We start from the raw sequence: 26,989 nt of genomic DNA on the forward strand, positions 1-26,989 counted from the left end.
GGTCCGGGGGCGGTCAGGCGCCCGCGGCCTCCGGCTGCGCCGGGGTGTCGGCCGGGGCCGGGCGCGCCGGCGGCGGCACGAAGTCCTTCTGCCGGATCAGCAGCGCGCTGAGCACCGCCGAGACGATCGCCACGACCGCGCCGATCCACAGGATCAGGTTGAGCCCGCCGGTGAAGCCGTGGTGCGCGCTGCGGGTGGTGAACACGGTGCCGAGCACCGCGATCGCGGTGGCCAGGCCGACCTGCCGGGCGGTGGCGTTCACCCCGGAGGCGACCCCGGCCTGGGCCGGGGCGACCACGCCGACCGCGGTGGAGGCCAGCGGCACCGTGACCATGCCCGCGCCCAGCCCGGAGACGATCATCCCGGCGAGCAGGTGCGTCCACGTCGAGGACTCCGTCACCCCGGTCATCAGCACGATGCCGACGGCGATGAGCACGAACCCGGCGCTGATCATCAACCGCACCGGCACCGCGGAACTCAGCCGCCCGGCGGTGGTGGACGCCACGAACATCGCGCCGGTCAGCGCCAGCAGCCGCAGCCCGGCCTGCGCGGGCGTGTAGTGCAGGTCCTGCTGGAGGTAGAGCACGAGGTAGGTGATGAGCGCGTAGATCGAGGCGTTGAGGCCGAACGCGGCCACCAGCCCGCCGTTGAAGGTGGGTTTGCGGAACAGCGTCAGGTCCAGCATGGGGTGCGCGGTGCGCCGCTCCTGGACGCCGAACGCGGCCAGCAGCACCGCCGCGCCCGCCAGCGTGCCCCACACCTTCGCCTGCGACCAGCCGTCGGAGGCGTTGATCAGCCCGTACAGCAGCAGTGACAGGCCGCCGCTGAAGGCCACGAACCCGGCCCAGTCCGGCCGGGCGGCCGACGGGTTGCGGGACTCCTCCAGCTTCAGCAGGGTGATCGCCACCACGGCGACGCCGATCGGCACGTTGACCCAGAAGATCCAGTGCCAGCTCAGGCCGCTGGTGAGCGCGCCGCCCAGCACCGGGCCGACGGCGACCGCGATGCCGAGGATGCCGCCGTAGATGCCGAAGGCCAGGCCCCGTTCACGGCCCTGGAACGCCTGGCTGAGCAGCGCCAGCGAGGTCGCCCACACCACGGCGCCGCCGATGCCCTGGCCGGCCCGGGCCAGCGCCAGGAAGAGCGGGCCGGTGGCCAGGCCGCACAGCAGCGAGCCGATCGTGAAGACCGCGGTGCCCGCCGCGTACAGCCGCCGCCTGCCCCATAAGTCGGCGAGCGAGCCGCCGGTCAGCAGCCCGGCCGCCAGGGCCAGCGCGTAGGCGTCGATGACCCATTGCAGGTCGGACAGCGACGAGTGGAAGTCGTCACTGATGTCGGGCAGGGCCACGTTCACGATGGTGATGTCCAGGACGAGCATGAACACTCCGGCCACCACGGCCACGAGCGTCCACCATTTGCGTGCCATGCGGGATCTCTTCCTCTCGGATCAGGTCAGGTGGGGCCCGCCGGGCCGCGGCTTCGCGGCTCGGCGGGCCCGCGGGGCCGGGTCAGGCCCGGGCGAACTCGGCGCGCACCAGCGGGGCCACCTCGGCGGCGAAGCGCTCGCGGTCCTCCGCGTGGTCCAGGCCGAACAGCAGCGGGAAGGTGAACCCGGCGCGCACCACGGCCGCGAGTTGCTCGGCCACCTGCTGCGACGACCCGGCGACGACGCGCCCGCCGGCGGCGGGCCCGCCCAGGCGGATCTGCACGTTGCAGGCGCAGGTGAGGCTGTCCGGGTCGCGTCCGGCCGCGCGGGCGGCGGCCCGCACCCGGTCCCGCAGCGCCACCGCCTCGGTCAGGCTGAGGCGTTGCAGCGAAGGCAGCCAGCCGTCCGCGAGGCGCCCGGTGACGGCCAGCGCCCGCGGTCCGTAGGTGCCCAGCCACACCGGGACGGGGTGCGCGGGGCGCGGCTCGATGCGGGCGTCCTGGACGGAGAAGTGCCGGCCGCGGAACGTCGTCCGGGGCTGCCGCCACAGGGCGCGGATGATCTGCACGGCCTCGTCGAGGGCCGCGACCTTCTCGCCCGGTGTGCGGGTGCTCAGCCCGAAGGCGGCGAACTCGGCCTCGTAGCCGCCGTTGCCCAGGCCCAGCACCAGCCGCCCGCCGGAGAGCCGGTCGAGGGACTCGGCCATCTTCGCCAGGACCGCGGGGGCGCGGTAGGGCAGTCCGAGTACGTCGGTGGCCAGGGTGATCCGGTCGGTCGCGGCGGCCAGGAAGCTCAGCGCGGTCCACGGCTCCCAGGTGGCGCGGTCGCTGTGCAGGTGGTCGCTGAGCGCGAACAGGTCGTAGCCGAGCTGTTCGGCGTGGCGTGCCTCGGCCACCAGCAGGTCGGGGTCGGGGCCGCGGTAGTGGGAGACGAGGCCGAAGCCGAGCTGCGTTCCTTCGACGGGGCTCATCGCGCGGCCTCCCCGGTCGCGGGCGCTCCGGTCACGGGCGCTCCGGTCGCGGGCGCTCCGGTTCCGTCGGCCGCGAACGGCCGGGTGCCTTGCACCACCGGGCGGTCCGGGTCGGCCGACCACGCCGACCAGGAGCCGACGAAGAGCGCGGCGTCCGGCAGCCCGGCCAGTTCCACGGCGAGCAGGTTGTGGCAGGCGGTGACGCCCGAGCCGCAGTGGAACACCACCTCCTCGGCCGCGGTCAGGCCGAGTGCGGCGAACCGGGCGCGCAGTTCGGCGGGCGGGCGGAAGAGGCCGCCGGCGGTGAGGTTGTCCTGCCAGGGGGCGCTCAGCGCGCCGGGCAGGTGCCCGGTGCGGGTCTCCCCGGCGTGGGCGTCGGCGCCCGAGTAGCGGGCGGCGGCGCGGGAGTCCAGGAGCAGGGCGGTCGGCGTGCGGCCGGCCGCGGCCGCCTCGTCGGCGTCGCGCAGCAGGTGGGCCGGCCACGGCGTCACCTCGCGGGTCACCGGCGCCCGGGTCACCGGTCCGGTCTCCAGGGTGCCGTCCCACGCGGCCAGGCCGCCGTCGAGCAGGGCGGCCCGGCGGCCGGTGCGCCGCAGCAGCCACACCAGGCGCGCGGCGAACCCACCGCCCTGGTCGTCGTAGGCGACCACCACGCTGTCGTCGGCGATGCCGAGCCGGCCGAGCCGCGCGGCGAACTCCTCGGCCGCGGGCAGCGGGTGGCGGCCGCCGGCCGCGGTGCCGGGCGCGGCCAGGTCGGTGTCGACGTCCACCCATACGGCGCCGGGGAGGTGCCCGGCGAGGTAGGCGTCGCGGCCGGAGCGGCCGTCGAGGTACCAGCGGACGTCGGCGAGTACGAGGGCGCCGTCCGAGGCAGGGCCCGGGGTGCCGTCCGAGGCGGTGTCCGGGGTGGCCGCCGTACGCTCCCGTACCCAGGCGGTCGGGACGACCGGCGGTATCTGCGGGGCGGTGCGCGCGGGTATGTGCGCGGGTATGCCGTCCGGGGTGCTCATACGGCGCCCCCGACCTGGGCGACCGAGGGGGCCGGAGCGGCCGGGCGTGCGGCGACGGTGCCGCCGGTGGGGCGGTCCGCGCCGAGGCCCGCGACCTGCGGGATCACGTCGGAGGCCACCAGCTCCATGGCGCGGGCGACCTTGGCGTGCGGGATGCCGCCGATGTCGACGGACAGCAGGTGCAGGTCGTGGCCCCACAGGTCGTGGAGCCGGCCGAGCTTGTCGACCACCTCGGCGGGGCTGCCGCAGATCGCCGAGCCGGGGCCCACCAGGTCGTCGAAGTCGAAGGCGAGCGGTCGGGCGCCGACCGGCAGCTTCGCGCCGCGGAAGTAGTTGGCGTAGTACTCCCGCCACTGCTCGCGGGCCTGCGCGGTGGTGTCGGCGACGAAGACGTGGCTGGCGGCGCCGGTGCGCGCCTGCTCGGCCGGGCGGCCGGCCTTGGCCCACAGCTCGCGGTAGAGCGCGAACATCGGGGCGTGGGTCTGCGGCGGGCGGGCGGTGGTGCCGAAGACCATCGGCAGCCCGGTCTCGACCGCCAGGTGCACCGAGTCCGGCTTGGAGCCGCCGCTGACCCACACCGGCGGCCGCGCCTGGTACAGCCGCGGCTGCACCCGCACCGCGTCCAGCGGCGGGCGGAAGGCGCCCTGCCAGGTCACCTCGGGCTCGTCCTCGGACCACAGGCGCAGCAGGAGTTCGAGGTTCTCCCGCTTGCGGTCGGCCTTGCTCTCCGGCGGCTGGGCGAAGACGGTGTAGGGGTCGGGGAAGAAGGAGGCGCCCGCGATGAGCTGGAGCCGCCCGCCGGAGAGCTGGTCGAGCGTCGCGTAGTCCTCGGCGACCAGCACCGGGTCGCGGTTGGCGACCAGCGTGGTGCCGGTGGCCAGGGTGATGGTGGAGGTGCGGGCGGCTATCGCCGCGAGCACCACCGGGGGCGCCGATATGACGTCGCGCTCCCCGAAGTGGTGCTCCCCCACGGTGAACCAGGAGAAGCCGAGCCGCTCGGCGAGCACCGCGCTGCGGACCACCTCGTCGAGGCGCTCGGCCTGGGAGACGCGGTGCCCGGTGAAGGGGTCGCTGAGTAGGGTGCCGAAAGTGATGGTCCCGATATCCATGTGCACGGTCCTCTGGCGGGTTGACGGAAAGCCCTCAAAGTAAAGTACAACGTGCATGGTAAATTGGGCAACGGACGACGACCCGTATCGGAGGCTTCCCCTGAGTACCCCACCGACGGCCCCCGCCCGCAAGGCGGCACCGGAGCGCCCCGGCCCCGCCCGTACCGGCGGACGGGCCGGCAAGCGCGACGCCATCACCCAGGGCGCCCGGACCGTCTTCGGCCGCGAGGGCTACAGCCGCACCAGCATCGAGGCGATCGCCGCCGAGGCCGGCGTGTCCACGCGCACCATCTACAACCACTTCGAGGGCAAGGACCAGCTCTTCTCCGACGTGGTCCACGACAGCGCCGGGCAGGTCGCGGACGCGTTCGTCGCGACCGTCGAGAAGCAGGTGACCGGCACCGACCCGCGCGCCGACCTGCTCGCGCTCGGCCGCGCCTTCGTCGGCCAGCGCACCCAGTTCCCCGAGCACTTCGCGATGATCCGGCAGATCAAGGCCGAGGTGCAGCACTTCCCCGCCGCCGTGATCGACGCCTGGCAGCAGGCCGGGCCGCAGCGCGTCCAGCGGGAGGTCGCCCGGCGGCTGGAGCAGCTCGCCGGCGCCGGGCTGCTGCGCATCCCCGAACCCGCCCGCGCCACCGTGCACTTCATCGCCCTGGTGACCTCGGAGATCACCATCCGCCCGCACGGCAGCCCGCCGCTGGGCGCGGCCGAGATCCGCGACTGCGTCACCCGCGCCGTCGACGCCTTCCTGCACGGCTACGGCACCGACCGCCCGTCCTGACCCCCGCTCCGCACTCCCCTCGCGCGGCCCTTCCCGTCAACTCCGGGCGGGGCCGCGGCCGTTGGCACCGGGCCCTGCCCCCGCGCCGGTGCGGGCCCTCCGCGCCCTGTGATCCGCCCGGCCGGGCGGGGCGGCGCGTTTGGTAGCGTGCGCGTGCCGTGGTGCACGGGAAACCGGTCGGAAGCCGGTGCGGCCCTCGCCACTGTAGTCGCGGAGTTCCGCGGCCCTGCGCCGACCGTCCCCACGACGGTCGGGGCCACTGGGCGGACCGGCAACGGACGCCTGGGAAGGCCGGCCGTGGAGCGTCGACGCGAAAGCCAGGAGACCGGCCACGGCGCGACATCTTCCACGAGGGTTTGGAGTACACGTGCCGAGCAGCGCCCTGCGCCCGTTCCGCCATATCAGCCGTCTCATACGCCCCGGCGCCCGGGCCCGCACCCGCCCGCTACGGCTGCCGGCCGCCGCCGCGGCCCTGCTGGCCACCGGGTGCCTGGCCGCCTGCACGGGGGCGCCCGCCGCGAACGGCCCGGCGTCCTCCGCCACCGCGCGCAACAGCACCGCCCCCGTCAGCGTGCGCAGTTGCGGCGTGGCCACCACCGTCGCCGCGCCCCCGAAGCGGCTGGTCACCCTCAACGAGGGCGCCACCGAGGTCGCCCTCGCGCTGGGCCTCCAGTCGCGGATGGCCGGCACCGCCTACCTCGACGACACGATCCCGGCGAAGTGGAAGGCCGCCTACGACTCCGTGCCGGTGCTCAGCAAGGAGTACCCGTCCAAGGAGAAGCTCCTCGCCGCGCGCCCCGACTTCCTCTACGCCTCCTACACCAGCGCCTTCACCGGCAAGGTCGCCGGCACCCGCGCCGAGCTGGCCGCCGAGCACATCGGCTCCTATCTGTCGCCCTTCGGCTGCGCGGACGCGAAGCAGGTGCCCGCCGCGTCGTTCGAGGCGGTGTGGGGCGAACTCGCCGACATCGCCGCGGTCTTCGGGGTGCCGCAGCGGGGGGCCGCGATCGAGCGGCAGCAGAAGACGGCGCTGGCCGCACTGGCCGCCCAGGGCGCGGGCAAGGGCCTGGACGTGCTCTGGTACGACTCCGGCACCAAGTCCCCCTACGTCGGGGCCGGCCACGGCGGACCGCAGGCCGTCCTGGACGCGGTCGGCGCGCACAACGTGTTCGGCACCCTGAAAGGCGGCTGGCAGAACGTGAGCTGGGAGCAGGTGGCCGCCGCCGACCCGGACGCCATCGTGCTCGCGGACGCGAGCTGGGACAGTGCCGCGGCCAAGATCTCCTATCTGGAGCACGACCCCGTGCTGAGCCGGCTCACCGCGGTGCGCCGGCGCGCGTTCGTCGTCGTGCCGTTCTCGGAGTCGACGCCCGGCGTGCTCCTGGCGGACGGCGCGTCCCGGGTCTCGGCCGGTCTGGCCGCACTGCCCGCCGCGTCGTGACGGCCGCGGACCGTACGCGTACGCGTACGCCCGACCGCGCCCGCGACCGTACGGCGGCCCGCGCGGCGGCGGTGCTGGCCGCGGCCGCGGTGGCGCTGCTGGCGGTGTGCCTGCTCGGCCTCGCGATCGGGTCGGTGCACGAGCCGCCGCGAGTGGTGGCCGACGTCCTGCTGCGGCGGCTGGGCCTGGGCGACCACCATGTGACGCTGCTGGACGACCAGATCGTCTGGCAGCTGCGGCTGCCGCGGGTGGTGGGTGCGGCGGCCACCGGCGCCGGGCTCGCGGTGTGCGGCGCGGTGCTCCAGACGCTCACCGGCAACGACCTCGCCGACCCCTACCTGCTGGGCATCTCCGACGGCGCCGCCGTCGGCGCGGTCACCGTACTGGTGCTCGGCGTCGGCGCGTCCGGCGCGGCGTCCGCCGGTGCGCTGCCGGTCGCCGCGTTCGCAGGGGCGCTGCTCGCGGCGGCGCTCGTCATGGCGCTGGCCGGTGCGGGGTCCTGGTCGCTGTCCGGGACCCGCACGGTCCTCGCCGGGGTCGCGGTGGGGCAGATGTGCGCGGCGTTCACCTCGTTCGTGGTGCTCGTCCTGGGCGACCGGGACGCCGCCCGCGGTGTCATGGAGTGGACGCTCGGCTCGGTGGCCGGGGTGCGGTGGCACACGGCGCTGTTCCTCGCGGCGGTCGCTGTCGCCGGGACGGCGGTGGCGCTCGCCGCGGCCCGGGACCTGGACGCCTTCGCTTTCGGCGAGACCGCGGCACGCTCCTTCGGCGTTCCGGTGGAACGGCTGCGGTGGCTCCTGGTCGGCACCTGCGCCCTGGTGACGGCCTGCCTGGTGGCCGAGACCGGCGTCATCGGCTTCGTCGGCCTCGTGGTCCCGCACGTCGTCCGCCTGCTGTGCGGCCCGGGGCACGCGGTCCTGCTGCCGGCCTCCGCGCTGCTCGGCGCGGCCCTCCTGGTCGGCAGCGACCTGCTCGCCCGGTCCGTCCTGCCCGACCAGGAGATCCCGGTCGGCGTGATCACCGCGGGGCTGGGCGCCCCCTTCTTCGCCGCCCTCCTCCGCCGCCGCACCCGCACCGCGGCCCCCGCGGGAGCCCACCCATGACCGCGGCCCGGCGCCCCCTCCCCCACCCGAACCACCACGCGAGCCCGCACATGACCGCCAGGCAACAGCCCCACCCCGGGCAGGTATCCGCCACGGGCGGAGGGCGGCCGCCGTTCGCCCCGCGCCACCACCTCGCCGGACCCGCCGTGCGGGGCCGGGCGTGAGCGCCCGGGAGCCGGTGGTGCTGGGGTGCGCCGGGGTCGGGGTGCGGGTCGGGGACGCCGTGCTGCTGGAGGACGTCGCGCTCGACTTCGCCCCCGGCCGGCTGACCGGCCTGCTCGGGCCGAACGGCGCCGGGAAGACCACGCTGCTGCGGGTCCTGGCCGGGCTGGGGCGGCCCGGCCGGGGGCGGGTCGAGCTGGACGGGCAGGACCTGTACGCGCTGCCGGCCCGGCGCAGGGCGCGGCGGGTGGCGTTCATGGAGCAGCAGGCGGACACCGGCCTGCCCCTGACGGCCCAACAGGTGATCGAGCTGGGCCGGACCCCGCACCGCGGCCGGTGGCCGGTGCCGCCGGGCTCGGCCGCGGCGGCGCGGGAGCAGGCCGTACTGGCCGGGGCGGTGGCCGCCGCCGATGCCGGCGCCCTGCTCGACCGGAGCTGGTCGTCGCTGTCCGGGGGCGAGCGCCAGCGGGTCCAGCTCGCCCGGGCGCTGGCGCAGGAGCCCGATGTGCTCCTGCTGGACGAGCCGGCCAACCACCTGGACCTGCGGCACCAGTTGGCGTTCATGGAGACGGTCCGCGCTCTGGGCGTCACCGCGGTGGCCGCGCTGCACGACCTCGAACTCGCGGCCGCCTACTGCGCGGACATCGCCGTCCTGCACGGCGGCCGGCTGGTCGCGCACGGCCCGGTGGAGCAGGTGCTCACCGCGGAACTGGTCGGGCGCGTGTACGGGGTGGACGTGACCGTGGCGCGCCATCCGGTGCACGACCGCCCGCATGTGCGGTGGAACGGCGTACTGCGCGGGGCGGACGCGTCATGAGCCTGGTGCTGGTCGGCATGTCGGCGGTGGAGGCGGGCCGCCGGGCCGAACTGCTGGCCCTGGCCCGGCGCTCCGGCGCCACGATCGCCTTCCTCCAGCAGGGCGAGCCGTCGCTCACGGCCGAGTTGGCCCGGCTGGCGGACGCGCGGACCACGGAAGAGGGCACCGGCACCGGCGGCGCCCCCGTCGTCCTCGTCGGGGTCCGGCTGGGCGGCGGCGGGCCGGGGCCGTCCTGGCTGCGCCGGGTCGCCGCGTACTGGTGGCGGGAGCACGGCGGCCCGCGCCCGGAGGTGCGGGTGGGCGCGAAGCTCGCCGGGGACCTGGCGGAGGTCGCCGCGGCCGCGGCCACCGCGCGGCCGGTCACCGGCGAGGAGCCCGGCCTGACCTCGGCCGCCTGGGCGGAGGTGCCCGGACACCGCCACCAGGTCCTGGTGTGCCGCGGCCCGCGCTGCACCGCGAAGGGCGCGGACGCGACCCTGCGCGCCCTGGTCGGGGGGCTCGGCGCGCACGGGCTCGGCGACGACGACGTGCTGGTGACGCAGACCGGCTGCCAGTTCCCCTGCAACCAGGCACCGGTGGTCAGCGTGCAGCCCGACGACGTCTGGTACGGCCGGGTGGACCCGGCGGCGGCCGCGGCGATCGTGGCCGCCCACCTCGCCGGCGGCCGCCCCGAGGCGGAGCACCGCCTGCCCCGGCACCGCGCCGGCCCGCCGTCCCACCCACCGGACTTTGCCGGGTGCTAAGTTTGCACAGCGCAAGGTTTTTGTTGCATCATGCAAACGTGCTGACGCCTGCCGACCTCCCGCCCGAGCGCCCCGCCTCCCCCGCCACCCCCGCCACCGCGGACGCCGCTCTGGACGCCGCTCTGGCCGCCACCGCGGGCGCTGTCCGCGTCGGCCGCGGTCCGGCCGCCCTGCTGACGGCGCTGCGGGAGGCGAAGGGCGGGCTGCTGGTGCTGGCCCTGGCGGTCGGGTGCGGGGCGGGCGCGGGCGCGATCGCGTTCCGCTGGCTGATCGGGACCTTCACCCGCGCGCTGTCCGGCCACACGGACTACTCCGCCGCCGGCCGCGCCGCCAATCCGCACGTGCCCTGGCTCGGGCACTGGTTCGTGCTGCTCGCCCCGGTGCTGGCCGGCCTGGTCTACGGCCCGCTGGTGCAGCGCTTCGCCCGCGAGGCCCGCGGCCACGGCGTCCCCGAGGTGATGTACGCCGTCGCGCGCCGCGGCGGGCGGATCGCGCCGCAGGTCGCCGTGGTGAAGTCGCTGGCGTCCGCGCTGTGCATGGGCGGCGGCGGCTCGGTCGGCCGCGAGGGCCCGATCGTGCAGATCGGCTCCGCGCTGGGCTCCACGCTCGGCCGCGCGGTGCGGGTCGCCGAGGACCGGATGCGGGTGCTGGTCGCCTGCGGCGCGGCCGGCGGCATCGCGGCCACCTTCAACGCACCGCTGGCCGGGGTGTTCTTCGCGATGGAGCTGATCCTGCGGGACTTCACCGCCGAGTCGTTCGGCATGGTCGTCCTGGCCTCGGTCACCGCGAGCGTCATCGGCCGCGCCGCGTTCGGCGACGAGCCGTTCCTGCACCTGCCCGCCTTCACCGTGACCCACCTCTCGCAGTACCTGCTCTTCGCCCTGCTCGGCGTACTGGCCGGCGCCGTCGGCGTCGCCTTCACCCGGGTCCTGTACCGGGTGGAGGACGCCTGCGACTGGGCCTGGCGCGGCCCGGAGTGGGCCCGCCCCGCGGTCGGCGGCCTCCTGCTCGGCGGCCTCCTGCTGCTCCTGCCCGAGATGTACGGCGTCGGTTACCCCGTCCTGGAGCGGGCCGTCGGCGGGAAGTACGCGATCGGGTTCCTGGTCGTCCTGCTGCTGGGCAAGATGCTCGCCACCAGCCTGACCATCGGCATCGGCGGCAGCGGCGGGGTCTTCGCGCCCTCGCTGTTCATGGGCGCCATGCTCGGCGCCGCCTACGGTGCCGCCGCCCACCACCTGCTGCCCGGCGGCGCCGGACCGGTCGGCGCCTACGGCCTGATCGGCATGGGCGCCGCCTTCGCCGGCGCGGCCCGCGCCCCGATCACCGCGGTGGTCATCATGTTCGAACTCACCGGCGAGTACACGATCATCCTGCCGCTCATGACCGCGATCGTGCTCGCCACCCTGACCAGCCGCGCCCTGTCCGCCGACACCATCTACACCCTCAAGCTGCGCCGCCGCGGCATCGACCTCGACCAGGCCCCGGGCGGCGCCGTGCTGGCCGGGATCACCGTGGGCGCCGTGATGGAAGCGGTCCCCCCGCCCCTGGACGGCGCCACCCCGCTCGCCGGCGCCGCCGAGGCGCTGGCCCGCTCCCCGCACGGCGTCCTGCCGGTGACCGCCGACGGCGCCTACCTCGGCACCGCCACCGCCCGTACCGCCGCCGAGACCCTTGCCGACGGCGCCCACGCGGACGCGACCGTGCGGTCCATCACCCACCTGCCGGCGCCCGTCACCGCCGCCACCGACCTGTCCACCGCCCTGGACGCCCTGGTCAGCTCCGAAGGCGCCGGGCTGCCGGTGCTCGACGACGACCGGGCGCACCTGACCGGCTGGATCACCCACCAGGCCGTCCTGCACGCGCTGCGCGGACCGTCGCGGAGCGCCGCCGCGGCCGCCGGCTGAGACGGGACGCCCCGTACGGCGTCCAGGACCCGCCGCAGAAGCCGCGCGCCGGCTCCGGAGCACGACCGTCGGCGGTCAGCCGGCCACCGGGGCGAGCAGTTCCGCCGGCAGGTCCGCGGTGGCGCGCGGAACGATGCAGAGCAGGTGCCCGGCCGGGTCCACGAAGACCTTGAACCGGTCGCCGCCCGGCTGGTGCTCGGACACCTCCGCGCCCAACTCCCGAAGGCGCTGTTCCGCGGCCGCCATGTCGGCCACCGCGAAGTCGAGATGCTGGCGGCGCGCGGCGGCGGGGTCCGGCCAGGCGGGCGCGGCCGGGTTCGCGGTCCGCTGGAAGTCGAGCCGGGCGCCGCCCGTGCCGGTGAGCGCGGCGAAGTCGTGCGCCTCGGTCGCCGCCACCTGCCCGCCGAGGAAACCCTGGTAGAACCGGGCCAGCCGGATCGGATCGGGGCAGTCAAGGGTGATCGCGAGGAGCCGGGCCGCAGGGTGCATGGGCCGAGTCTTCCACCGGCGGCCCGCCCGCGGCAGGCGCCCACGGCCCGTGCCCCGCCTTCTCCGCCGGCCGAGGGGGGCCGGTGCCTGCCGGGGACACGGCCGGGGATGTAGAAAGGTGTCCATGGTCGCTTCCCCGTCCGTGCCGGACAACGACGCCGAGGCCATGGTCAGCGCGCTGCTGACCGCCTCGCGGCTCCTGGTCGCCGTTTCCGCCCGCTCGCTCGCGTCGGTCGAGGAGTCCTTGACGCTGCCGCAGTTCCGGATGCTCGTGGCCCTGCACAGCCGCGGACCGCTCAGCCTGTCCGCGCTGGCCGCGGAGTTGGACGTCCAGCCGTCCACCGCGATGCGGATGATCGACCGGCTGGTCGCCGTGGACATGGTCGAACGGGGCACGGTGCCCACCGACCGCCGCACCACGCTGATCTCCCTGACCGCCGCCGGGCGCCGTACCGTCACGGAGGCGACCGAGCGCCGCCGCAAGGAGATCGCCCGGATCGTGGACGCGATGCCCGCCGTGCGGCGCCGCGAACTGCTGGGGGCGCTGCACGCCTTCACCGAGGCGGGCGCCGAGCCCGCCGCCAACTCCGCGAGCCTGCCCGCCTGGTGACCCGCCGGGCGCGCGCCGCCCGGCCACCCGCCCGCCCGGCCACCCGCCCGCGCGCGCCGCCCGCCCGACCCCCGCCGGAACCGCCGCGGCTACCGCCCGACCAACCCTTTCAGCAGCCGGACGCGGCCGCCCGCACCTCCTCGAACGCCTGCCGGGCGAGCGTGTCGAAGTCGTCGCCGTCCGACGTGCGGCTCCAGCGGTCGAAGGCCATCGCGGAGGCGAGCGCGCCGAGTTCCGCGGCCACCCGCGCGGTCGTGTCGGGCACCCCGCGCCGCCTGAGCGCGTCGGCCACCGACGCCACGAGGGCGAGGTTCTTCAGCGCCTCGCGCTCCCGCAGTTCGGGGTGGGCGTCGATCACCGCCTGCCGGCGGGCGACGAACGCCCGGCGCTCGGGGGTGAAGACCTCCCGGCCGACCGCGTCCAGCGCGTGGCCGACCGCGTCCAGCGGCGCCGCGCTCTCCGGCGCCGCGGCGATCGCCGCCACCAGCACCACATCGATCGAGCCGCCGCCGAAGAGCACTTCCCGCTTGTCCTGGAAGTGCCGGAAGAAGGTGCTCTTCCCCAGCCCCGCGCGCTGCGCGATGTCGATCACGGTGGTGTGGTCGTATCCCCGCTCGTCGAACAGCTCCAGTGCGGCGTGCGCGAGCCGTTCGGCGGCATTCGGTTCCCAGCGGGCCATGGGCCCAGTCTACGGGACTCGGTCCCATCACTCGTGTACCGTAGGTGATGGAACCAAGTCCCATCACTCTCGGTGCAGCACCGGCGGAGGAACGGCGAACCATGAAACGCATCCAGTACCACCAGTACGGCGGGCCCGAGGTCATGCGGCTGGAGGACTTCGAGCCCGCGCGGCCCGGCAGCGGCGAGATCCTCGTCCGTGTCCGCGCCGCCGCGGCCAACCCGATGGACTTCGGCATCCGCGAGGGCCGGATGAAGCAGGTGACCGGCCGGCGCTTCCCCCGCGCCATGGGCTACGACTTCGCGGGCGTCGTGGAGGCGGTCGGCGACGGCGTCACCCGGCTGCGGGTGGGCGACGAGGTGCTCGGCGGGACGCCCATCAAGGCCGCGGGCGCGTTCGCCGACGTGGTCGTGGCGCGGGAGCGGGACGTGGTGCACAAGCCCGCGGCACTGTCGTTCGAGGACGCCGCCGCGGTCCCGACCGTCGGCATCACCGCCCTTCAGGCCCTGGTATCCAAGGGCAGGCTGCGGGCGGGCCACGCCGTGTTCGTGCACAGCTGCCTCGGCGGCGTCGGCCGCTCCGCGGTGCAGATCGCCCTCGCCCGCCAGGCCACGGTCGCGGGCAGCTGCCGCGACAGCGCCGCCGACGAGGCCCGCGCCCTCGGCGTCGAGCCCGTCGTCGGCTTCGACTTCGACCCGGCCCCGCTCGCGCGGCGGTTCGACATCGTGCTCGTCGCCGCCGGCCCCCTGCCGCTGAAGTCCGCCCGGGCGCTGCTCAAGCCCGGCGGCCGGATCGTCAGTGTGCTGCCCACCCCGGCGAACCTCGCCCGGAGCGTCCTGCCCGGTCCGCTCCACGTCGTGATCGCCCGGCCGGTCACCGAGGACATCGAAACGGTCGCCCGGGCGGCCGGCGAAGGCACCCTGCGGCAGCCGATCGCCCGGACCGTCCCGCTGTCCCAGGCGGTCCCGGCGCTCACCGAACTGGAGCAGGGCGGCGCGAACGCACGCGGCAAGCTGATCATCACACCAGGCTGAGCCGCGGCCCCGCCCCCGGCGCCGTTGCCGGGACGGCGGCCGGGATGCGTTCCAGGACACCGCCCGCGAACACGTCGTACAGCGGGAGGGTGTTGAGGTGGACGTAGCCGATGTGGCAGTCGCACGCGGTCAGCGGACAGGGGCGCGGGCGCAGGGCGGCCCGGAAGCTGCCGTCGTAGAGGTTGCCGAGCGGGGCGGGCACGAAGTGGCAGCGGCGTACGGTGCCCGCGCCGTCGACGGAGACCACCGACTCACCCGTGCGGCAGGGCAGTCCGGCGCTGGCGTGCGGGTGCCTGCTGTACGGGAAGAGGGGGTCGATGCCGGTCCAGGTGCCGGCCTCCTCGTCGGTGTACGCGCGGCCCTCGGCGGCATTGACCCACAGGTAGACGTGGCCGGGCAGGTCGGCGCGCAACCGCCGGGCCGCGTCGAGGTGTTCGGGCTGCCCGACCACGCCGACGCTGAAGCGCACACCGCGCCCGGCCAGGTCGCGGCACTTGCCCAGGAAGCGGTCGTAGGGCGTCTGCCCGGGGTGGTAGGTGCACCACAGGGCGACGGTGTCCAGGTCCGCCGCCTCCAGCCAGTCGGTGCGGCAGCTCAGGTTGGTCTGGATCGCGACGCGCCGGACGTGCGGCAGCCGGGACAGTTCGGTCAGGGCGCGCCGGTACCAGGAGCGGACCAGGCCCTCGCCCCAGGGGGTGAAGAGGATCGACAGCCGGTCGTCGCTGCCCTGCTGCCGCGCCCAGTCGGTGAAGCGCTCGAGCGCGGCCCGGTCGGCGCGCAGTTGCTCCCCGGTGTCGCGGCGCTTGGCGAACGGGCAGTACGGGCAGTCGTAGTCGCAGGAGGCGAGCGGTCCGCGGTAGAGCAGGGTCAGGTCCACCGGGTGCTCACTTCCGCTCGTAGGCGGCCATCGCGGCGCGCACCGCCGGGGAGAACAGGGCCGGGCCGATCGCGTCGGAGTGGGCCAGGCCCTCGGGGGTCAGCCGCAGGGTGGTGCCGTCGTCGGCGAGCCAGCCGCGGTCGGCGAGGCGGTCGAGCACGGCGCCGAAGTGGTCGGCGGGCGCGGCGCCGAACCGGGCCCGGTAGCCGGCGTGTTCGAGCCCGGCGGCCTGGAGCAGCGACTGGAGCAGGTGGCGCCGGCGGGCCTCGCCGGTGTCGATCCGGCGGCCGGTCTCGGCGCGGGCGAAGTCGGCCGCGGGGCGGGCCGCGAAGTCGTCGATGATGCCGCGGATCTGGTGCATGCCCACCGCGTAGTCGAAGGAGTAGTGCAGGCCGGAGGTGTAGGAGCGGGCGCCGCAGCCCAGGCCGATCATGCCGTCGGTCTGGCAGGCGTAGTCGTCGGCGCCCTGGGGCGGGGCGTCGGCGCGGCGGAACATCCGCATGGACTGCTGCGTGTAGCCGTGGGCGAGCAGGTGGTCGCGGCCGGCGCGGTACAGGCGCAGCCGCTGCTCGTCCCAGGCCGGATCGGGGTCCTGCGCGTCCTGCGTGCCGCGGCGGTGCAGGCCCGTCAGCGGGCGGACGTAGAGCGGGTAGAGGTAGAGCTCCTCGGGGTGCCAGGCCAGGGCCGCGTCCAGGGATTCGCGCCAACTGCGGTCGGTCTGGCCGTCGATGCCGTAGATGAGGTCGATGTTCAGCACGGGGATGGCCGCGTCCCGGACCCGGCCGAGGGCGGCCTCGACGTCGGCGCGGCGCTGGGGGCGGACGGCGGCGCGCGCCTCGGTGCCGACGAAGCTCTGCACGCCGAGGCTGAGCCGGGTGGTGCCGCGCTCGGCGAGCACCCGCAGCCGGTCGGCGGTGGCGGTGGCCGGGGACGCCTCGACGGACAGCGGTACGGCCCGCAGGTCGGCGCCCATGTGCTGCTCGGCGATGTCGCACAGCCGGGTCAGCTCGGCGGCGGTCAGGAAGGTGGGGGTGCCGCCGCCGAACGCGGCGGTGGCGAAGCGGGCCCCGTCCTCCAGGGCGGCGCGCACCGCGCCCGCCTGCCGCTCCAGGGCGTCGAGGTAGGCGCCGGTCAGGCCGTCGGGGGCGCCGACCCGGGTGAAGAGGTTGCAGAAGCCGCAGCGGACCTCGCAGAAGGGGATGTGCAGGTAGAGCGAGAGGCTGTGCTGCGGTTCGCCCGTCCACAGGTCGCGAAGCGCGGGCCGGTCGGACAGCGGCCGGTAGGCGGTCTTGTGCGGATAGGCGTAGACGTAGCTCTGGTAGGGCCCGCCGTCGAGGGCGTCGAGGGCGTCGGGGGTGACGGCGGCGGGGGGTGGGGCGACGGTCATCGGGCGGCCCTACCTTTCAACTCACGGGTGCTGGGGGTCGAGGAAGAAGTGGGCGTACGGCACGGTCCACACCGAGGGGTGGCCCAGGCGGTGGCCGGTGTAGCCGTCGTCGCCGTAGGCGGTGCCGTGGTCGGAGCAGACGATCGCGAAGCAGCGGCGCCGGCTGCTCGCGGCGGCGAAGAGCCGCCCGATGTGCCGGTCGACGTACTCCAGCGCGGCGGCGTGGGTGGCGCGGCTGTCCCCGGCGTCGCGCCCGGCGCCGGGCAGGTGGAACCAGTTCGGCTGGTGCAGCGCGGAGACGTTGACGAAGAGGAACAGCCTGCGCTCGGGCGGCAGGGCGCGCACGACGTCCTCGGCGCAGGCGACCTGGTGTTCGAACGAGGTGGGCGAGGTGACGCCGAACTCCTCGGTCCAGTGGGCCTCGTGGAAGAGCCCGGGCAGCACCGAGCCGAGCGGGCCGCGCCGGTTGAAGAAGCCGACCCCGCCCACGCAGGCGGTGTGGTAGCCGGCGGCGGCGAGCCCGGAGACGAGGTCCGGCGTGTCGTAGACGAAGGTGCCGGGCGCGGTGGTCTCGCTCCCGGCGAAGCGCGCGGCGAACAGCCGGGCGTGCGGGCCCGGGGCGGCCGGGGTGGGCAGGAAGCCGGCGAAGATCGCCTGGTGCGAGGCGTAGGTGAAGCTCCCGGGCGCGTGCCGCTCCTCCCACCGCCCGCCGGGAAGGTGCCGGGCCAGGTGCGGGATGCGGCCGCGCGCGGCCAGCTCCGCGGCGACGTCGTGGCGCAGGGTGTCCAGGGTGACCAGCAGGAGGTCGTGGCTGCCGACGACCTCGGTCATGTCCGGCTCAGCGGCCGGCGGGGCGGCGGGCATCCAGGCGTCCTTCGTCGTGCGGGGCGGGCGGGGCGGGCGGGGCGGGCAGGATGGGTGGGGTGGGCCGCGTGGGCAGGAGGTGCCGAGTGCTCGGCGCGGCCGGGTCGTCGGGGTCGGCTGAGGTCGGTGGGCCGGGCGGCTCCTCCAGCAGCGCCCTGACCTGGGCGGCGTAGGTGGTCAGGCCCTCGGCGGGACCGCCGGACAGGCCCGGCAGGCCCGGGAGGAGGTCGCCGAAGGCGTTCACCTCGCCGACGAAGGAGCGGCGCCAGCCGACCGCGGGGAGCAGGTCGACGCCGACGCACAGGGTGCGCGGGAAGCAGGCGGCGGCGCGCTCGCACACGTCGAGGAAGTCGCCCCAGCTCGCGCCGGACGCCTCCACCGCGGCGCGGGCGGCGGCGAGGTCGCCGCGCCGCCCGCCGAGGTGGAGGTTGGTCAGCGGGGACCGGCTGGTGCGCACCACCGCGTGGGTGGCGCGGCCGCCGACCACGACGACACGCAGGTCCGCGGCGCGCCCGGACTGGGACGCCTTGGGCAGCCAGCGCTCCAGGTGCAGGCCGTCGGGGGCGAGCGCGTCGACGATCGCGGCGATGTCGGTCTCCTCCTCGTACCGGCGCACCTTCAGGGAGTTGTGCAGATGGCCGTCCGCGCCGCGCTCCACTGAGGTGGTGGCCCGTATCCGCCCGCCGCCCGCGGTCTCCACGGCCAGCACCCCGGACGCGGAGGAGCCGTGTGCGGGTTTGACGAACAGCCGCGGCATGCGGTGCTCGCGGACGGCCGTGCGGATGTCGTCCCAGCCGCGGACCGGGGCCGCGCCGGGCCCGGAGGTCGGCGAGTCCGGGACCGGTATCCCGGCGGCGCGCAGCACCGCGTGGCAGCGCCGCTTGTCGAACAGCACGGCGAGGTCGGCCGGGTCGTCCAGCCGCCGTCCGCCGCGCAGCCCGGCGACGGCGGCCAGGAAACCGGTGTACCAGCGGGCGGAGCCGTCCACCCGCGTGGCGGCGTGGCCCGCGCCGCGCAGCCGCCGGTCGACCTCGGCGTCCTCCCCCGGCGAGTCGAGACGTACGACCTCGCGCGGGTCGAAGTCGGCGCCGCCGTCGCGCAGGACGTCGCGCCAGGCGACGACGCGCGGGGCGGGCAGCCCGGCGGCCCGGACGGCGTCCGCGAAGAGCGTGACGCGCCGGTTCTCCGGGTTGCCGACGACCGCGAGGCGCGGTGCGGCCCTGCTCGCCGGGGAGGCCATCACTCGCCCACGGAGACGTAGCGCCAGACGGTGCCGTCGCTCTCGCGGTCCTCGTCGGCGTCGTCGGCGTCGACGTCCACCTCGACGCCGGACGGGCGCAGGGTGTCGGTCAGCCGCTCCCGCATCGGGTCGCTCAGGTAGTTGTGGTGCAGGTCGAGCGTGGTGAGGTGGGTCAGCGGCTGGCCGGCCAGCAGCGCGCCGGCGCCCTCGTCGGTCAGGACGCCCATGGACAGGTCCAGCACCTCCAGTCGGGCCACGACCGGCGCCGCGGCGACCGCCGCCGCGACCGCGTCCTGCATCTCGCTGTTGCGCAGGGCGAGGTGGCGCAGCTTCGGGAAGCGGACGCCGGACAGGATGCCCTCCAAGTCGGACACCTCGCTGTCGCCGCCGTAGTCGGGGGTGCCGAGCCACAGGTCCAGGTGCTCCAGCGCCGGCAGGTCGCTGGCGCCGACGCCGCGCACCACCTGGGCGGGCAGCCCGCCGGTCTCCATCACCAGCCGGCGCAGGGCGGCGTGCTCGACGGCGGGGAACTCCAGTTCCGTGCCGCCGCGCACGCCCAGCTCCAGCAGCTCGGGGTAGGCGGCCAGCACCGGGGTGACGTCGCCCTGGTGTATCCAGGAGATCTCGCACTCCTCCATCACCATGTCGCCGATGAACACCGCGCGCAGGGCGGGGAAGCGGTCGCGGGCGCCGGCCAGCGCCTCCACGACGGGGTCGGACGAGCTGTCGTACGCCTCCTCCCAGGCGCCCACGATCAGCGCCTTGACCCGGGTGGTGTCGACGGCGCCGCAGAAGCGGGCGAAGGCGCCGTGCCAGTCCTCGTCGGAGTCGTACACCTCGCCGCGGACGCGCCAGGCGACCGTGTCGGGGCCCGGGAGGCCGGCCACGGGCGCGTCGGGGCCCGGGAAGTCGAAGGCGGGCAGCCCGTGCAGCTCGTCGAGGTGGTCGCCGATGGTCATGCGCCTGCTCCTGTGCGGAAGATCCGGGTGGTGCCTGGTGCCCGCAGTTGTACCAACCGGGTCTGACAACAGCCGTGCAGGGGTGGGTCCGGCGGGTGCCGGGCGGGCGAACGGGCGCGGCGCCGCGGGCGGTTGGCGGCTGTCTTGCCGTCAACCGCCGCCGGCCGTTGCCGCCGGCCGTTGTCAGTGCCCGGCCCTAGGGTCGAGGACAGATGGCCGGCGCGCGGTGCGCCGCCTTGGGGAGGAGGTGTGCCGTGTACCGGCAGGGAGACGTGCTGATGGTGCCCGTGGCGGCGGAGGCGCTGCCCGCCCACGTGGGCGCGGCCGACCGGGAGCCGCGGGACACGCGCGGCCGGCTGGTACTGGCGCTGGGCGAGGTCACCGGTCACGCCCACGCGGTGGTCGGGCCGGGCGAACTGGTCCGGGAGCCGGGTCCGTTCGGGCCGTTCCTGCTCCATCTGCCGCAGGGCGGCCGGGTGGTGCACGAGGAGCACGCGACGATCACGCTGCCGCGCGGCTGGTTCCGGGTGATCCGTCAGCGCGAGTACGTACCGGGGTCGGTGCGGATCGTCGCGGACTGAGCGGGGCGCGGGCACGCGCGTCGCACGGCGTCAGACATCGGACCTGGCGTCGGATCAGGTATCGGCATCAGGCAGCAGGCATCGGGATCAGGGCAGAGCAGGGGATGGACGGGAACGCGATGAGCATGGTGGACGCGGTGGGGACGGCGACGGACCCGGCGGGCGTGGTGGGGCAAGTGGCCCCGGTGGCCCCGGTGGGCGGCGCGGCGGGCGAGGGCGCGCCGGGCGACCCGGTGCGGGTCTGGCGGGAGTACGCCTCGGCGACCGGCCCGGCCGACCGGGCGGCCGCCGAGCGCGGGATACGGCTCGCCTACACACGGGCCGGGCTGCCGCAGCCGCGGGAGATCCGCTGGGTCGGCTCGCCGCGCGAGGCCGTCGATGTGCTGCGCGCCCTGCCGGACGCCGGTCCCAGCCTGCGCGAGCAGATCCGTACGGCCCCGTGGGCGGCCGAACGCGCCCGGCTGCACACCGAGTTGGGCGCGGCGGGCTGGTCGGCGCACTGGGGTGCGAGCGGCGGGCGGCTGTGGGCGGCGACGCAGGCGCTGGTCGACCGCGTCCGGGAAGGCGTCGTCGAGGACGTCACCGGGGTCGCCCCGACCGCGCCCGGCGGGGCGACCGGGGGCGCCGCGGGGCTTCCGCGGGAGGAGCGGGCGGCGTACGAACGGGTGGCGACCGAGGTCCGGCTGCTGATGCTCGACGCGGTGCTCGGCCAGCACGACGCCCCGTGGCTGGCGGCCTTCCCGGCGGACCTGCCCCCGCTGGACGGGCTCGCCCAGGTGTGCCGCCACGCCGGCTGGTGGTGGCCGTTCGCGCGGGTCGCGGTGGTGAGCGAGCGCCCGGTCGCGCTGCACCGCGACGAGGCCGGGCGCCTGGACCACGGCGCGGGCCCCGCGCTCGCCTACCCCGACGGGTTCGCCCTCCACGCGTGGCGCGGCATGCCGGTGCCCGCCTCGTTCCTGGCGGAGTTGGGCGCCCTGACGCCGGACCGCATCCGCGCGGAGGAGAACGCCGAACTGCGGCGGGTGATGCTGGAGTACTACGGCTACGACCGGTACCTCGCCGAGTCCGGCGCCCGCCCGGTGCACCGCGACGAGACGGGCGTGCTGTGGCGGATCGACCTCACCGGCGACGAGCCGGTGGTGATGGTGGAGGTGGTCAACTCCACCCCGGAGCCGGACGGCACCCACCGCACGTACTGGCTGCGGGTGCCGCCCTCGACCCGCACCGCCCGGGAGGGCGTCGCCTGGACCTTCGGGGTGGCCGCGGAGGCGTACGAACCGATGCAGCAGACCTGACCCGGGCCGGGGGCGTCCGTTCAGCGCCGTACGAGGCCGGGCCGTACTGGGTCGTGGCCCGCGCGCATCCCGGCCACCGCGCACCCGCACAGCAGGACGACGAGCGCGGTCAGCGGCGCGGTCCAGCCGCCGGTGGCGCCGTGCAGGACGGCCGCGAGCACCGGGCCGGTGGCGGCGAGCAGGAAGCCGCAGGTCTGGGCCATGGTGGACAGGGCCGTGACGTGGTCGCGGTCGGTCCCGCGGTGGGAGTAGAGCACGCCGGGGAGCGCCTGCCCGGCGCCGAGCCCCATCCCGAGGACCGCCACCCACACCGTCCAGCTGCCGGCGGGGGCGAGCAGCAGCCCGGTGAAGCCGGCGGCGCAGGCCAGGGCGGTGCCGAGGATGTGCGGGCGCTGGTCGGCTCGTTTGGCCGCCAGCACCGGCGCGACGAACCCGCCGACGGCGACACCGCAGATCAGCAGTGCCTGGCCGGAGCCCGCGGCGCCGCTGGCGACGCCGGACCGGACCAGGATCGAGGGCAGCCAGGCGAGCGTGGTGTAGAAGGCGAGGGTCTGGACGCCGAAGAAGGCGGTCAGGCTCCAGGCGACCGCGGTACGCGCCACGTGCGGCCGTTCGCTGTGCCGGGTGCCGGTGACGGCGGGGGTGGCGGGCCGTGCCGGGCGGGGGCGGTCGCGCGCCGGCGCGGTCATCCCGGCGGCGGCCAGCACCGCGGGCACCACCGCCAGGCCGATCGCGGGCTGCCAACTGCCGGTCGCGCGGGCGACGGGCACCACCAGGGCCGCGACCAGCGCCGAACCGGTGCCCATCGCCAGGGCGTAGACGCCCATCATCGTGCCGACGCGCTCCCGCGGGAAGCGGGTGCGCACCAGGACCGGGATGAGCACATTGACGACGGCGGTGGCCGCGCTGACCACGACGGTGCCGGCGAACAGCCCGCCCATGCCGCACATCCGCAGCACCGCGCCGGCCACCACCACCAGCGCGGCCCACCACAGGCCGCGCTCCTCGCCGAGCCGCCGCCGCACCGCGCCCGCGAGCGGCGCGAACGCGCCCATGCACAGCGGCGGCAGCAGTCCCAGCAGGGAGACCGTGGCCTGGCTGAAGCCCGCGACCGGGGCGAGCGGCCCGACCTGCCCGAACGCGACACGGGTGTTCAGGCTCATCAGCACGAAGCCGACGACGAGCAGCGCGCCCGCGCCCTTGGCGGACGGCGGCGCGGTGCGCCCGCGCGGCGCGGCGGCGGTGGCGTCTTCGGCGGCGGCACCGGTGGCCGCGGCGGAGCCGGTGGTCGCGGCGGGCGGCGGGGACGCGGACACGGCAGGAGCCTCCAGGCGCTCGGGTGGTTCGGTTACGCTGGTGACCACCCTGCGCGCTCAAGCGGACTTGAGCGCAAGTGACGTCGTCCCGGGAGGTGCGCATGCCGCGTCGGCTGTACTCGATCAGCGAGGTCGCCCGCGCCTTCGGGGTCTCGGTGCCGACACTGCGCTACTACGAGGAGTGCGGACTGATCCGTCCCGCGGCCCGGCGCGGCCGGGTGCGCCACTACGACCGGGCGGCCCTGGAGCGCCTGGCGTACGCGCAGCAGTGGCACGACGACGGCATGATGTCGCTGGCCGACACCGCTGCCGTGATGTCCAGCGCGCACGCGCCCGAGCGGCACGCGCTCATCGCCGCCGAGTACGGCGCGATGCAGGAGCGGATCGAACGCCTCACCCGGGCCGCCGCCCTGCTGCGGCACATGATGGACTGCCCGTCGGACCACCCGCTGAGCTGTCCGGTGACCGGCGTCGAGATCCGCGCCCGCGTCGACGCGGCCCTGACCGCCGCGGACCTGCCGCCGGGCTGACCGGCGCCGACCGGTTCTTCAGCCGGCCGTTCGGCCGACCTGCCCGCCGACCGGCGCCCGCCCCGGGCGCGGCGGCCCGGGGCGGGAGGCGGTCAGCTCGCGCTGCTGACGGTGATGTTCCGCCAGCTCGCCGTGCTGGACTGGTCGCGCACGCCGATCGCGCCCTGCGTGAAGGCGCAGCCGGTGTCCTGGTAGCTGAAGCTCGCGGTCGGCCCGCCGGCGGCGGGTGTGCCGGTCACCTCCAGCGTGCAGCCGCTCACCTGCACCTCGACGTGGTACCAGGTGCCGTTGGCAAGGCCGCCGGAGATGGGGGTGTCGGCCAGTGCGGTCCACCCGCCGTTCTGCCGGCCGAGGAAGAGGCTCGACGCGGAGACGCCCACGTAGTAGCCGTTCAGCGCGTCGGTGCCCGCGGCCGGGTTCGAGGCGCGGACGAGGAAGCCCGCCTGCGTCCCGCTGTCGATCCGCACGTCGCCCGCCAGGCGGTAGTCGCTCCAGCCGGTGGAGCCCGCGATGGACTTGTCGCCGCCGTCGCCGCCGCAGGTCTCCGACAGCACGCCGCCGGAGGTGGTCCAGCAGCCGCCGTAGCCGATCCAGCCCGACGTGCCGTTGGCGAAGTCGCCGGTGTAGGGCAGCACTCCGGCGTTGCCCTCGGCCGTGCCCTCCTCGCAGCCCGTCGCGCCGCCGACGGTGGGCGTGGTCAGGCGGACGGTGGCGCCGGTGGTGCCGAGCAGCAGGTCGGGGCTGTAGTTGGTCTTGCAGCTGGAGTCGTCGGTGGCGACGGGCTCGAACGGGGCCGGGGTCCAGGACCAGGAGCCGGTGGAGTCGGGGTCCTTGACGAACACCGCCTGCCGGTCCTCCGGCGTGAAGTCGTTCGATCCGGTGAAGCGGGTGCGCATGCCGGCCAGCATCAGCTGCCCGTCGGGTCCGCCCTGCGGGCTCCAGACGATGTAGGGGCTGCTGCCGAGGTAGCGGCCGTCGGAGGTGACGGCCTCGGTCCCCAGGTCGGAGGGCCCGCTCCCCCACGTGGTGCCGCCGTCGGTGGACGTCTTGGTGTGCGCCTCGCAGTTGCGCCCGTCGCCGCAGATCTCGTACGCCATCACCATGCGGCCGTCCGGGAGGGTGGCGACGGTCGGCATCCCGGGCCGGTCGGTGTCGGAGGTGCTCTCGACGTCGGCGACCAGGCCCGGCGCGAAGTTCGTCGACCCGTCCGGGTTGGCGCTCCAGGTCACGCCGCCGTCGTCGGAGACCATGTGCGCGATGATCTGCGCGTGCGCCGGCTCCGGGCGCTCGTCGGAGAAGTACATCGCCAGCCGGCCGGCGCCGTCGGTGGTCAGGAACGGCTCCCAGATGCCGGAGCCGCCGTGGGGCGCGCCGGAGCCGCCGCCGCCTTTCTGCACGATGTCCTGGTACGTCCAGCTGGCGCCGTGGTCGGTGCTGCGCCACAGCACGAAGTCGGTCTCGGCCTGGCTGCTGGGCGCGATGTTGCCGACCAGCAGCAGGGTGCCGGCCGGGTAGGCGCCCATCTGCTGCGGCAGTTCGTACAGGAACGGCTGCCAGAACTGGTCCGAGGGGTGGCCCGCGCCGGTCAGCGGGTCGCTGACGGTGCTGAGCGTCTGCCAGTCGGCGCCGTCGTCGGCGGAGCTGCGGATCACGAAGCCGGACGCGCTGCCGTCCAGGTTCGCGTGCTCGAAGGAGCCGATGAGCGTGCCGTCCGCGCTGCCGCTGTGCGCGAGCCGGATGACCCGCGAGTAGGCCAGAAACTCGTTCGTCGAGGCGCGGGTGTACATACTTCCGCCGGCCGCGTTGGCCGAGGCGCTCGGCGCGGTGGCCACGGCGGCGGTCGCCGCCAGGATCACCGCGGTCAGGAGCATGATCAGTCGGGGCGGTCCCGTCCGGTGCCACCGTCGCCATTCCATGGGGAGTCCTCTCGCGTCCGTGGTCCGGACTCTTTGCATCGTTGCAATTGCGGCGACGGTACAACTGGGCCGGATGGGGCGTCAATGCACGTGCGGGAAAGAGCACTTGCCCGCTCCCAGGTCACGGGGGCCGCGCCGCGGGGCGCGGATACGGCGGCCGACCGGCGGGGACCTGCGGGGACCTGTGGCTCACGGTCGGCGTCGCGGCAGCGCCTCGCGGTCGGCGTCGCGGTCAGCGGCCCTCGGCCCGGGCGCCGCGGAGCGCCGTCAAGGCGCTGGTGACGGTGGCGGCCGGCGTGCCGTCCGCGCGGTCGCGGGGGGCCGCGGCTGAACGCCCGGCGGGCCTTGGGCCCGGTCCCGTCCGGTGAAGTGGTCGCGGATGCCGGCAGCCGGCGTGTCGGGGTGCTCCAGGGCGGCGAAGTGGCCGCCGCGGGGGCCACGCGCCACTGGGCGAAACGCGTGGAGCGGTTCAGCCGTTCGTACCAGGCGCGCTGGAGTGCGCCCTCGGGGACGCACGCGAACCTGTCCGCCCAGTGACCGGTCAGTGCCCGCAGGTGGTCCAGGTCGGTGCCCTGCTCCCAGGGGCACCCGGGTGCCGCCGCCGGCCGGCGGGTCGCGCGCAGCCGGGCGCGCGGGTCCCGCAGCGCCTCGTCGGGCACGGGCACGCGGATGGCTTGGAGCCGGTCACCGTCCATGCCCCCGTTCTCGCGGCACGCCGGGCGGGCGCGGGACTCACAGGGCGGTGCGCAGGGCGGGCAGCAGGGTCTGCTCGGCCCAGTCCAGGAAGGGTCGTTGGTGGTCGCCGCCGATCTGGATGAGGGCGATCTCGTCGAAGCCCGCCTTGGCGTAAGGGCGCACCGCGTCCACGAACGCGCCGACGTCGTCGCCGCACGGGATGGACGCGGCCACGTCCTCGGGCCGGACGAACTGGGTGGCGCCGGCGAACCCCGCGGTGCCGGGCAGTTCCGCGTTGACCTTCCACCCGTTGCCGAACCACCGGAACTGGTCGTGGGCCCGGGCGACCGCCTTGTCGCGGTCGGGGTCGTAGCAGACCGGGAGCTGGCCGACGCGCGGCTTGCCCGCGCCGCCGCCGCGGTCGAACGCCTCCAGCAGGCCGCGGTCGGGTTCGGTGGCGATGGCCAGGTCGGCGAGCTGCCCGGCCAGCGCGCACGACCGCGGGCCGGAGACGGCCATCCCGATCGGCGGCGGGGTGTCCGGCCGGTCCCACAGCCGGGCGCCGCGTACGTCGAAGTACCGCCCGCGGTGGTCGAGTTCGGCCCCGTCCAGCAGGGCCCGGATGATCCCCACGGCTTCCTCGAACTTCTCCAGCCGGCTCGCGACCGGCGGCCAGCCGCCGCCCACCACGTGCTCGTTGAGGTTCTCCCCGGAGCCGAGGCCGAGCCGGAAGCGGCCCTGCGACAGCAGTTGGACCGTGGCGGCCTTCTGGGCGACCACGGCCGGGTGGTAGCGGGTGGTCGGGCACGTCACGTACGTCATCAGCGGGATGCGCTCGGTGGCCTGCGCGGCCGCGCCGAGCACGCTCCAGGCGTACGGCGCGTGGCCTTGCGTGTCCAGCCACGGGAAGTAGTGGTCGGAGGTGACGGAGAAGTCGAAGCCCGCGCGTTCCGCGCCCACCACGTGCTCGACGAGGTCCCGCGGCCCCGCCTGCTCGGTCATCATCGTGTATCCGAACCGCACCATGCCGCATCGTCCTTCCGCTCGGTGTGCAGCCTCGCGGCGCCG

The 26,989-nt window shown here is 75.8% G+C and carries 26 protein-coding genes and 1 riboswitch; of the genes, 11 read left to right on the top strand and 15 right to left on the bottom strand.

What is annotated here, in order from left to right; translation table 11 throughout:
• Nucleotides 1-13: 13 nt before the first annotated feature.
• The 4 genes from WA788_RS07130 to WA788_RS07145 all read right to left on the bottom strand — a co-directional run bounded on the left by WA788_RS07130 (nt 14) and on the right by WA788_RS07145 (nt 4,515).
• Nucleotides 14-1,426, bottom strand: coding sequence for an MFS transporter (locus tag WA788_RS07130; protein ID WP_335972553.1), 1,413 nt, complete (start codon nt 1,424-1,426; stop codon nt 14-16).
• A gap of 82 nt (nt 1,427-1,508) precedes the next feature.
• Nucleotides 1,509-2,396, bottom strand: coding sequence for an LLM class flavin-dependent oxidoreductase (locus WA788_RS07135; RefSeq protein WP_335972557.1), 888 nt, complete (start codon nt 2,394-2,396; stop codon nt 1,509-1,511).
• Entirely contained in the window at nt 2,393-3,406 is a 1,014-nt protein-coding gene (locus WA788_RS07140; RefSeq protein ID WP_335972559.1) for a sulfurtransferase, read from the bottom strand. The genes WA788_RS07135 and WA788_RS07140 overlap by 4 nt, the downstream gene beginning before the upstream one ends.
• Complete coding sequence (locus WA788_RS07145; protein ID WP_335972560.1) at nt 3,403-4,515, bottom strand: LLM class flavin-dependent oxidoreductase; 1,113 nt, start codon at nt 4,513-4,515, stop codon at nt 3,403-3,405. Before WA788_RS07145 ends, WA788_RS07140 begins: the two co-directional genes overlap by 4 nt.
• Nucleotides 4,516-4,570: 55 nt before the next feature.
• On the opposite strand from WA788_RS07145, the gene WA788_RS07150 reads away from it, so the two are divergent.
• The 6 genes from WA788_RS07150 (at nt 4,571) to WA788_RS07175 (ending at nt 11,469) form a co-directional block, all read left to right on the top strand.
• The gene (locus WA788_RS07150) at nt 4,571-5,299 is read left to right on the top strand and encodes a TetR/AcrR family transcriptional regulator (protein WP_335972563.1); all 729 of its coding nucleotides are present in this window, start codon (nt 4,571-4,573) and stop codon (nt 5,297-5,299) included.
• Between the two features lie 142 nt (nt 5,300-5,441).
• A riboswitch (cobalamin riboswitch) is annotated at nt 5,442-5,647 on the top strand.
• A 19-nt stretch (nt 5,648-5,666) separates the two neighbouring features.
• Nucleotides 5,667-6,740 (top strand): ABC transporter substrate-binding protein, encoded by a 1,074-nt coding sequence (locus tag WA788_RS07155; protein WP_335972565.1) that lies wholly within the window; start codon nt 5,667-5,669, stop codon nt 6,738-6,740.
• Nucleotides 6,737-7,843, top strand: a complete 1,107-nt coding sequence (locus WA788_RS07160; protein WP_335972569.1) for a FecCD family ABC transporter permease — start codon at nt 6,737-6,739, stop codon at nt 7,841-7,843. The genes WA788_RS07155 and WA788_RS07160 overlap by 4 nt, the downstream gene beginning before the upstream one ends.
• 160 nt (nt 7,844-8,003) lie before the next feature.
• Nucleotides 8,004-8,822, top strand: coding sequence for an ABC transporter ATP-binding protein (locus WA788_RS07165; protein WP_335972571.1), 819 nt, complete (start codon nt 8,004-8,006; stop codon nt 8,820-8,822).
• Nucleotides 8,819-9,565, top strand: a complete 747-nt coding sequence (locus tag WA788_RS07170) for a (2Fe-2S) ferredoxin domain-containing protein (protein ID WP_335972574.1) — start codon at nt 8,819-8,821, stop codon at nt 9,563-9,565. The genes WA788_RS07165 and WA788_RS07170 overlap by 4 nt, the downstream gene beginning before the upstream one ends.
• A 206-nt stretch (nt 9,566-9,771) precedes the next feature.
• Nucleotides 9,772-11,469 carry a chloride channel protein gene (locus WA788_RS07175; RefSeq protein WP_335973063.1) on the top strand — a complete coding sequence of 566 codons (1,698 nt, stop codon included), beginning with the start codon at nt 9,772-9,774 and terminating at the stop codon, nt 11,467-11,469.
• 75 nt (nt 11,470-11,544) lie between these two features.
• On the opposite strand, the gene WA788_RS07180 is transcribed toward WA788_RS07175, so the two are convergent.
• Entirely contained in the window at nt 11,545-11,958 is a 414-nt protein-coding gene (locus WA788_RS07180; RefSeq protein WP_335972576.1) for a VOC family protein, read from the bottom strand.
• A 124-nt stretch (nt 11,959-12,082) separates the two neighbouring features.
• Between WA788_RS07180 and WA788_RS07185 the strand changes: the two genes are divergently transcribed.
• Nucleotides 12,083-12,568 (top strand): MarR family winged helix-turn-helix transcriptional regulator, encoded by a 486-nt coding sequence (locus WA788_RS07185; RefSeq protein ID WP_335972578.1) that lies wholly within the window; start codon nt 12,083-12,085, stop codon nt 12,566-12,568.
• 109 nt (nt 12,569-12,677) lie between these two features.
• Here WA788_RS07185 and WA788_RS07190 read toward each other — a convergent pair whose 3' ends face one another.
• Nucleotides 12,678-13,247, bottom strand: a complete 570-nt coding sequence (locus WA788_RS07190; RefSeq protein ID WP_335972581.1) for a TetR/AcrR family transcriptional regulator — start codon at nt 13,245-13,247, stop codon at nt 12,678-12,680.
• 101 nt (nt 13,248-13,348) lie between these two features.
• Between WA788_RS07190 and WA788_RS07195 the strand changes: the two genes are divergently transcribed.
• Nucleotides 13,349-14,281: an NADP-dependent oxidoreductase gene (locus tag WA788_RS07195; RefSeq protein ID WP_335972584.1), complete on the top strand. Its 933-nt coding sequence runs from the start codon at nt 13,349-13,351 to the stop codon at nt 14,279-14,281.
• On the opposite strand, the gene WA788_RS07200 is transcribed toward WA788_RS07195, so the two are convergent.
• The 5 genes from WA788_RS07200 to WA788_RS07220 are packed head-to-tail and all read right to left on the bottom strand — an operon-like array spanning nt 14,268 to nt 19,608.
• Nucleotides 14,268-15,158, bottom strand: coding sequence for an STM4011 family radical SAM protein (locus WA788_RS07200; protein WP_335972586.1), 891 nt, complete (start codon nt 15,156-15,158; stop codon nt 14,268-14,270). The two genes, WA788_RS07195 and WA788_RS07200, sit on opposite strands and share 14 nt — an antisense overlap.
• A 7-nt stretch (nt 15,159-15,165) precedes the next feature.
• On the bottom strand, nt 15,166-16,545 hold the full coding sequence (locus WA788_RS07205; protein ID WP_335972589.1) for an STM4012 family radical SAM protein: 1,380 nt from the start codon (nt 16,543-16,545) through the stop codon (nt 15,166-15,168).
• Nucleotides 16,546-16,566: 21 nt separating this feature from the next.
• Nucleotides 16,567-17,376 (bottom strand): STM4013/SEN3800 family hydrolase, encoded by an 810-nt coding sequence (locus tag WA788_RS07210; protein WP_335973068.1) that lies wholly within the window; start codon nt 17,374-17,376, stop codon nt 16,567-16,569.
• Nucleotides 17,377-17,383: 7 nt separating this feature from the next.
• Nucleotides 17,384-18,649 carry an STM4014 family protein gene (locus WA788_RS07215; RefSeq protein ID WP_335972593.1) on the bottom strand — a complete coding sequence of 422 codons (1,266 nt, stop codon included), beginning with the start codon at nt 18,647-18,649 and terminating at the stop codon, nt 17,384-17,386.
• Nucleotides 18,649-19,608, bottom strand: coding sequence for an STM4015 family protein (locus tag WA788_RS07220; RefSeq protein WP_335972597.1), 960 nt, complete (start codon nt 19,606-19,608; stop codon nt 18,649-18,651). Before WA788_RS07220 ends, WA788_RS07215 begins: the two co-directional genes overlap by 1 nt.
• 254 nt (nt 19,609-19,862) lie before the next feature.
• Between WA788_RS07220 and WA788_RS07225 the strand changes: the two genes are divergently transcribed.
• A complete protein-coding gene (locus tag WA788_RS07225; RefSeq protein WP_335972600.1) occupies nt 19,863-20,189 on the top strand; it encodes a hypothetical protein in 327 nt (108 codons plus the stop codon).
• Between the two features lie 104 nt (nt 20,190-20,293).
• Nucleotides 20,294-21,484 carry a DUF6745 domain-containing protein gene (locus tag WA788_RS07230; protein WP_335972604.1) on the top strand — a complete coding sequence of 397 codons (1,191 nt, stop codon included), beginning with the start codon at nt 20,294-20,296 and terminating at the stop codon, nt 21,482-21,484.
• A gap of 20 nt (nt 21,485-21,504) precedes the next feature.
• Here WA788_RS07230 and WA788_RS07235 read toward each other — a convergent pair whose 3' ends face one another.
• On the bottom strand, nt 21,505-22,800 hold the full coding sequence (locus WA788_RS07235) for an MFS transporter (RefSeq protein WP_335972609.1): 1,296 nt from the start codon (nt 22,798-22,800) through the stop codon (nt 21,505-21,507).
• A gap of 101 nt (nt 22,801-22,901) precedes the next feature.
• Here WA788_RS07235 and WA788_RS07240 point away from each other — a divergent pair, with 101 nt between their 5' ends.
• Nucleotides 22,902-23,330: a MerR family transcriptional regulator gene (locus WA788_RS07240; RefSeq protein ID WP_335972615.1), complete on the top strand. Its 429-nt coding sequence runs from the start codon at nt 22,902-22,904 to the stop codon at nt 23,328-23,330.
• 92 nt (nt 23,331-23,422) lie between these two features.
• Here the strand turns inward: WA788_RS07240 and WA788_RS07245 are convergent, their stop codons facing one another.
• Genes WA788_RS07245 through WA788_RS07250 form a run of 3 tightly spaced genes read right to left on the bottom strand, consistent with a single transcriptional unit; the run spans nt 23,423 to nt 26,947 of the window.
• Nucleotides 23,423-25,246: a family 16 glycoside hydrolase gene (locus tag WA788_RS07245; RefSeq protein WP_335972619.1), complete on the bottom strand. Its 1,824-nt coding sequence runs from the start codon at nt 25,244-25,246 to the stop codon at nt 23,423-23,425.
• Nucleotides 25,204-25,941, bottom strand: coding sequence for an epoxide hydrolase N-terminal domain-containing protein (locus WA788_RS36025; RefSeq protein WP_443033986.1), 738 nt, complete (start codon nt 25,939-25,941; stop codon nt 25,204-25,206). Before WA788_RS36025 ends, WA788_RS07245 begins: the two co-directional genes overlap by 43 nt.
• 37 nt (nt 25,942-25,978) lie before the next feature.
• Nucleotides 25,979-26,947: an LLM class F420-dependent oxidoreductase gene (locus tag WA788_RS07250; protein WP_335972621.1), complete on the bottom strand. Its 969-nt coding sequence runs from the start codon at nt 26,945-26,947 to the stop codon at nt 25,979-25,981.
• Nucleotides 26,948-26,989: the final 42 nt, after the last annotated feature.

The organism is Streptomyces sp. CA2R106 (assembly GCF_037034245.1).
Taxonomy (GTDB): domain Bacteria; phylum Actinomycetota; class Actinomycetes; order Streptomycetales; family Streptomycetaceae; genus Actinacidiphila.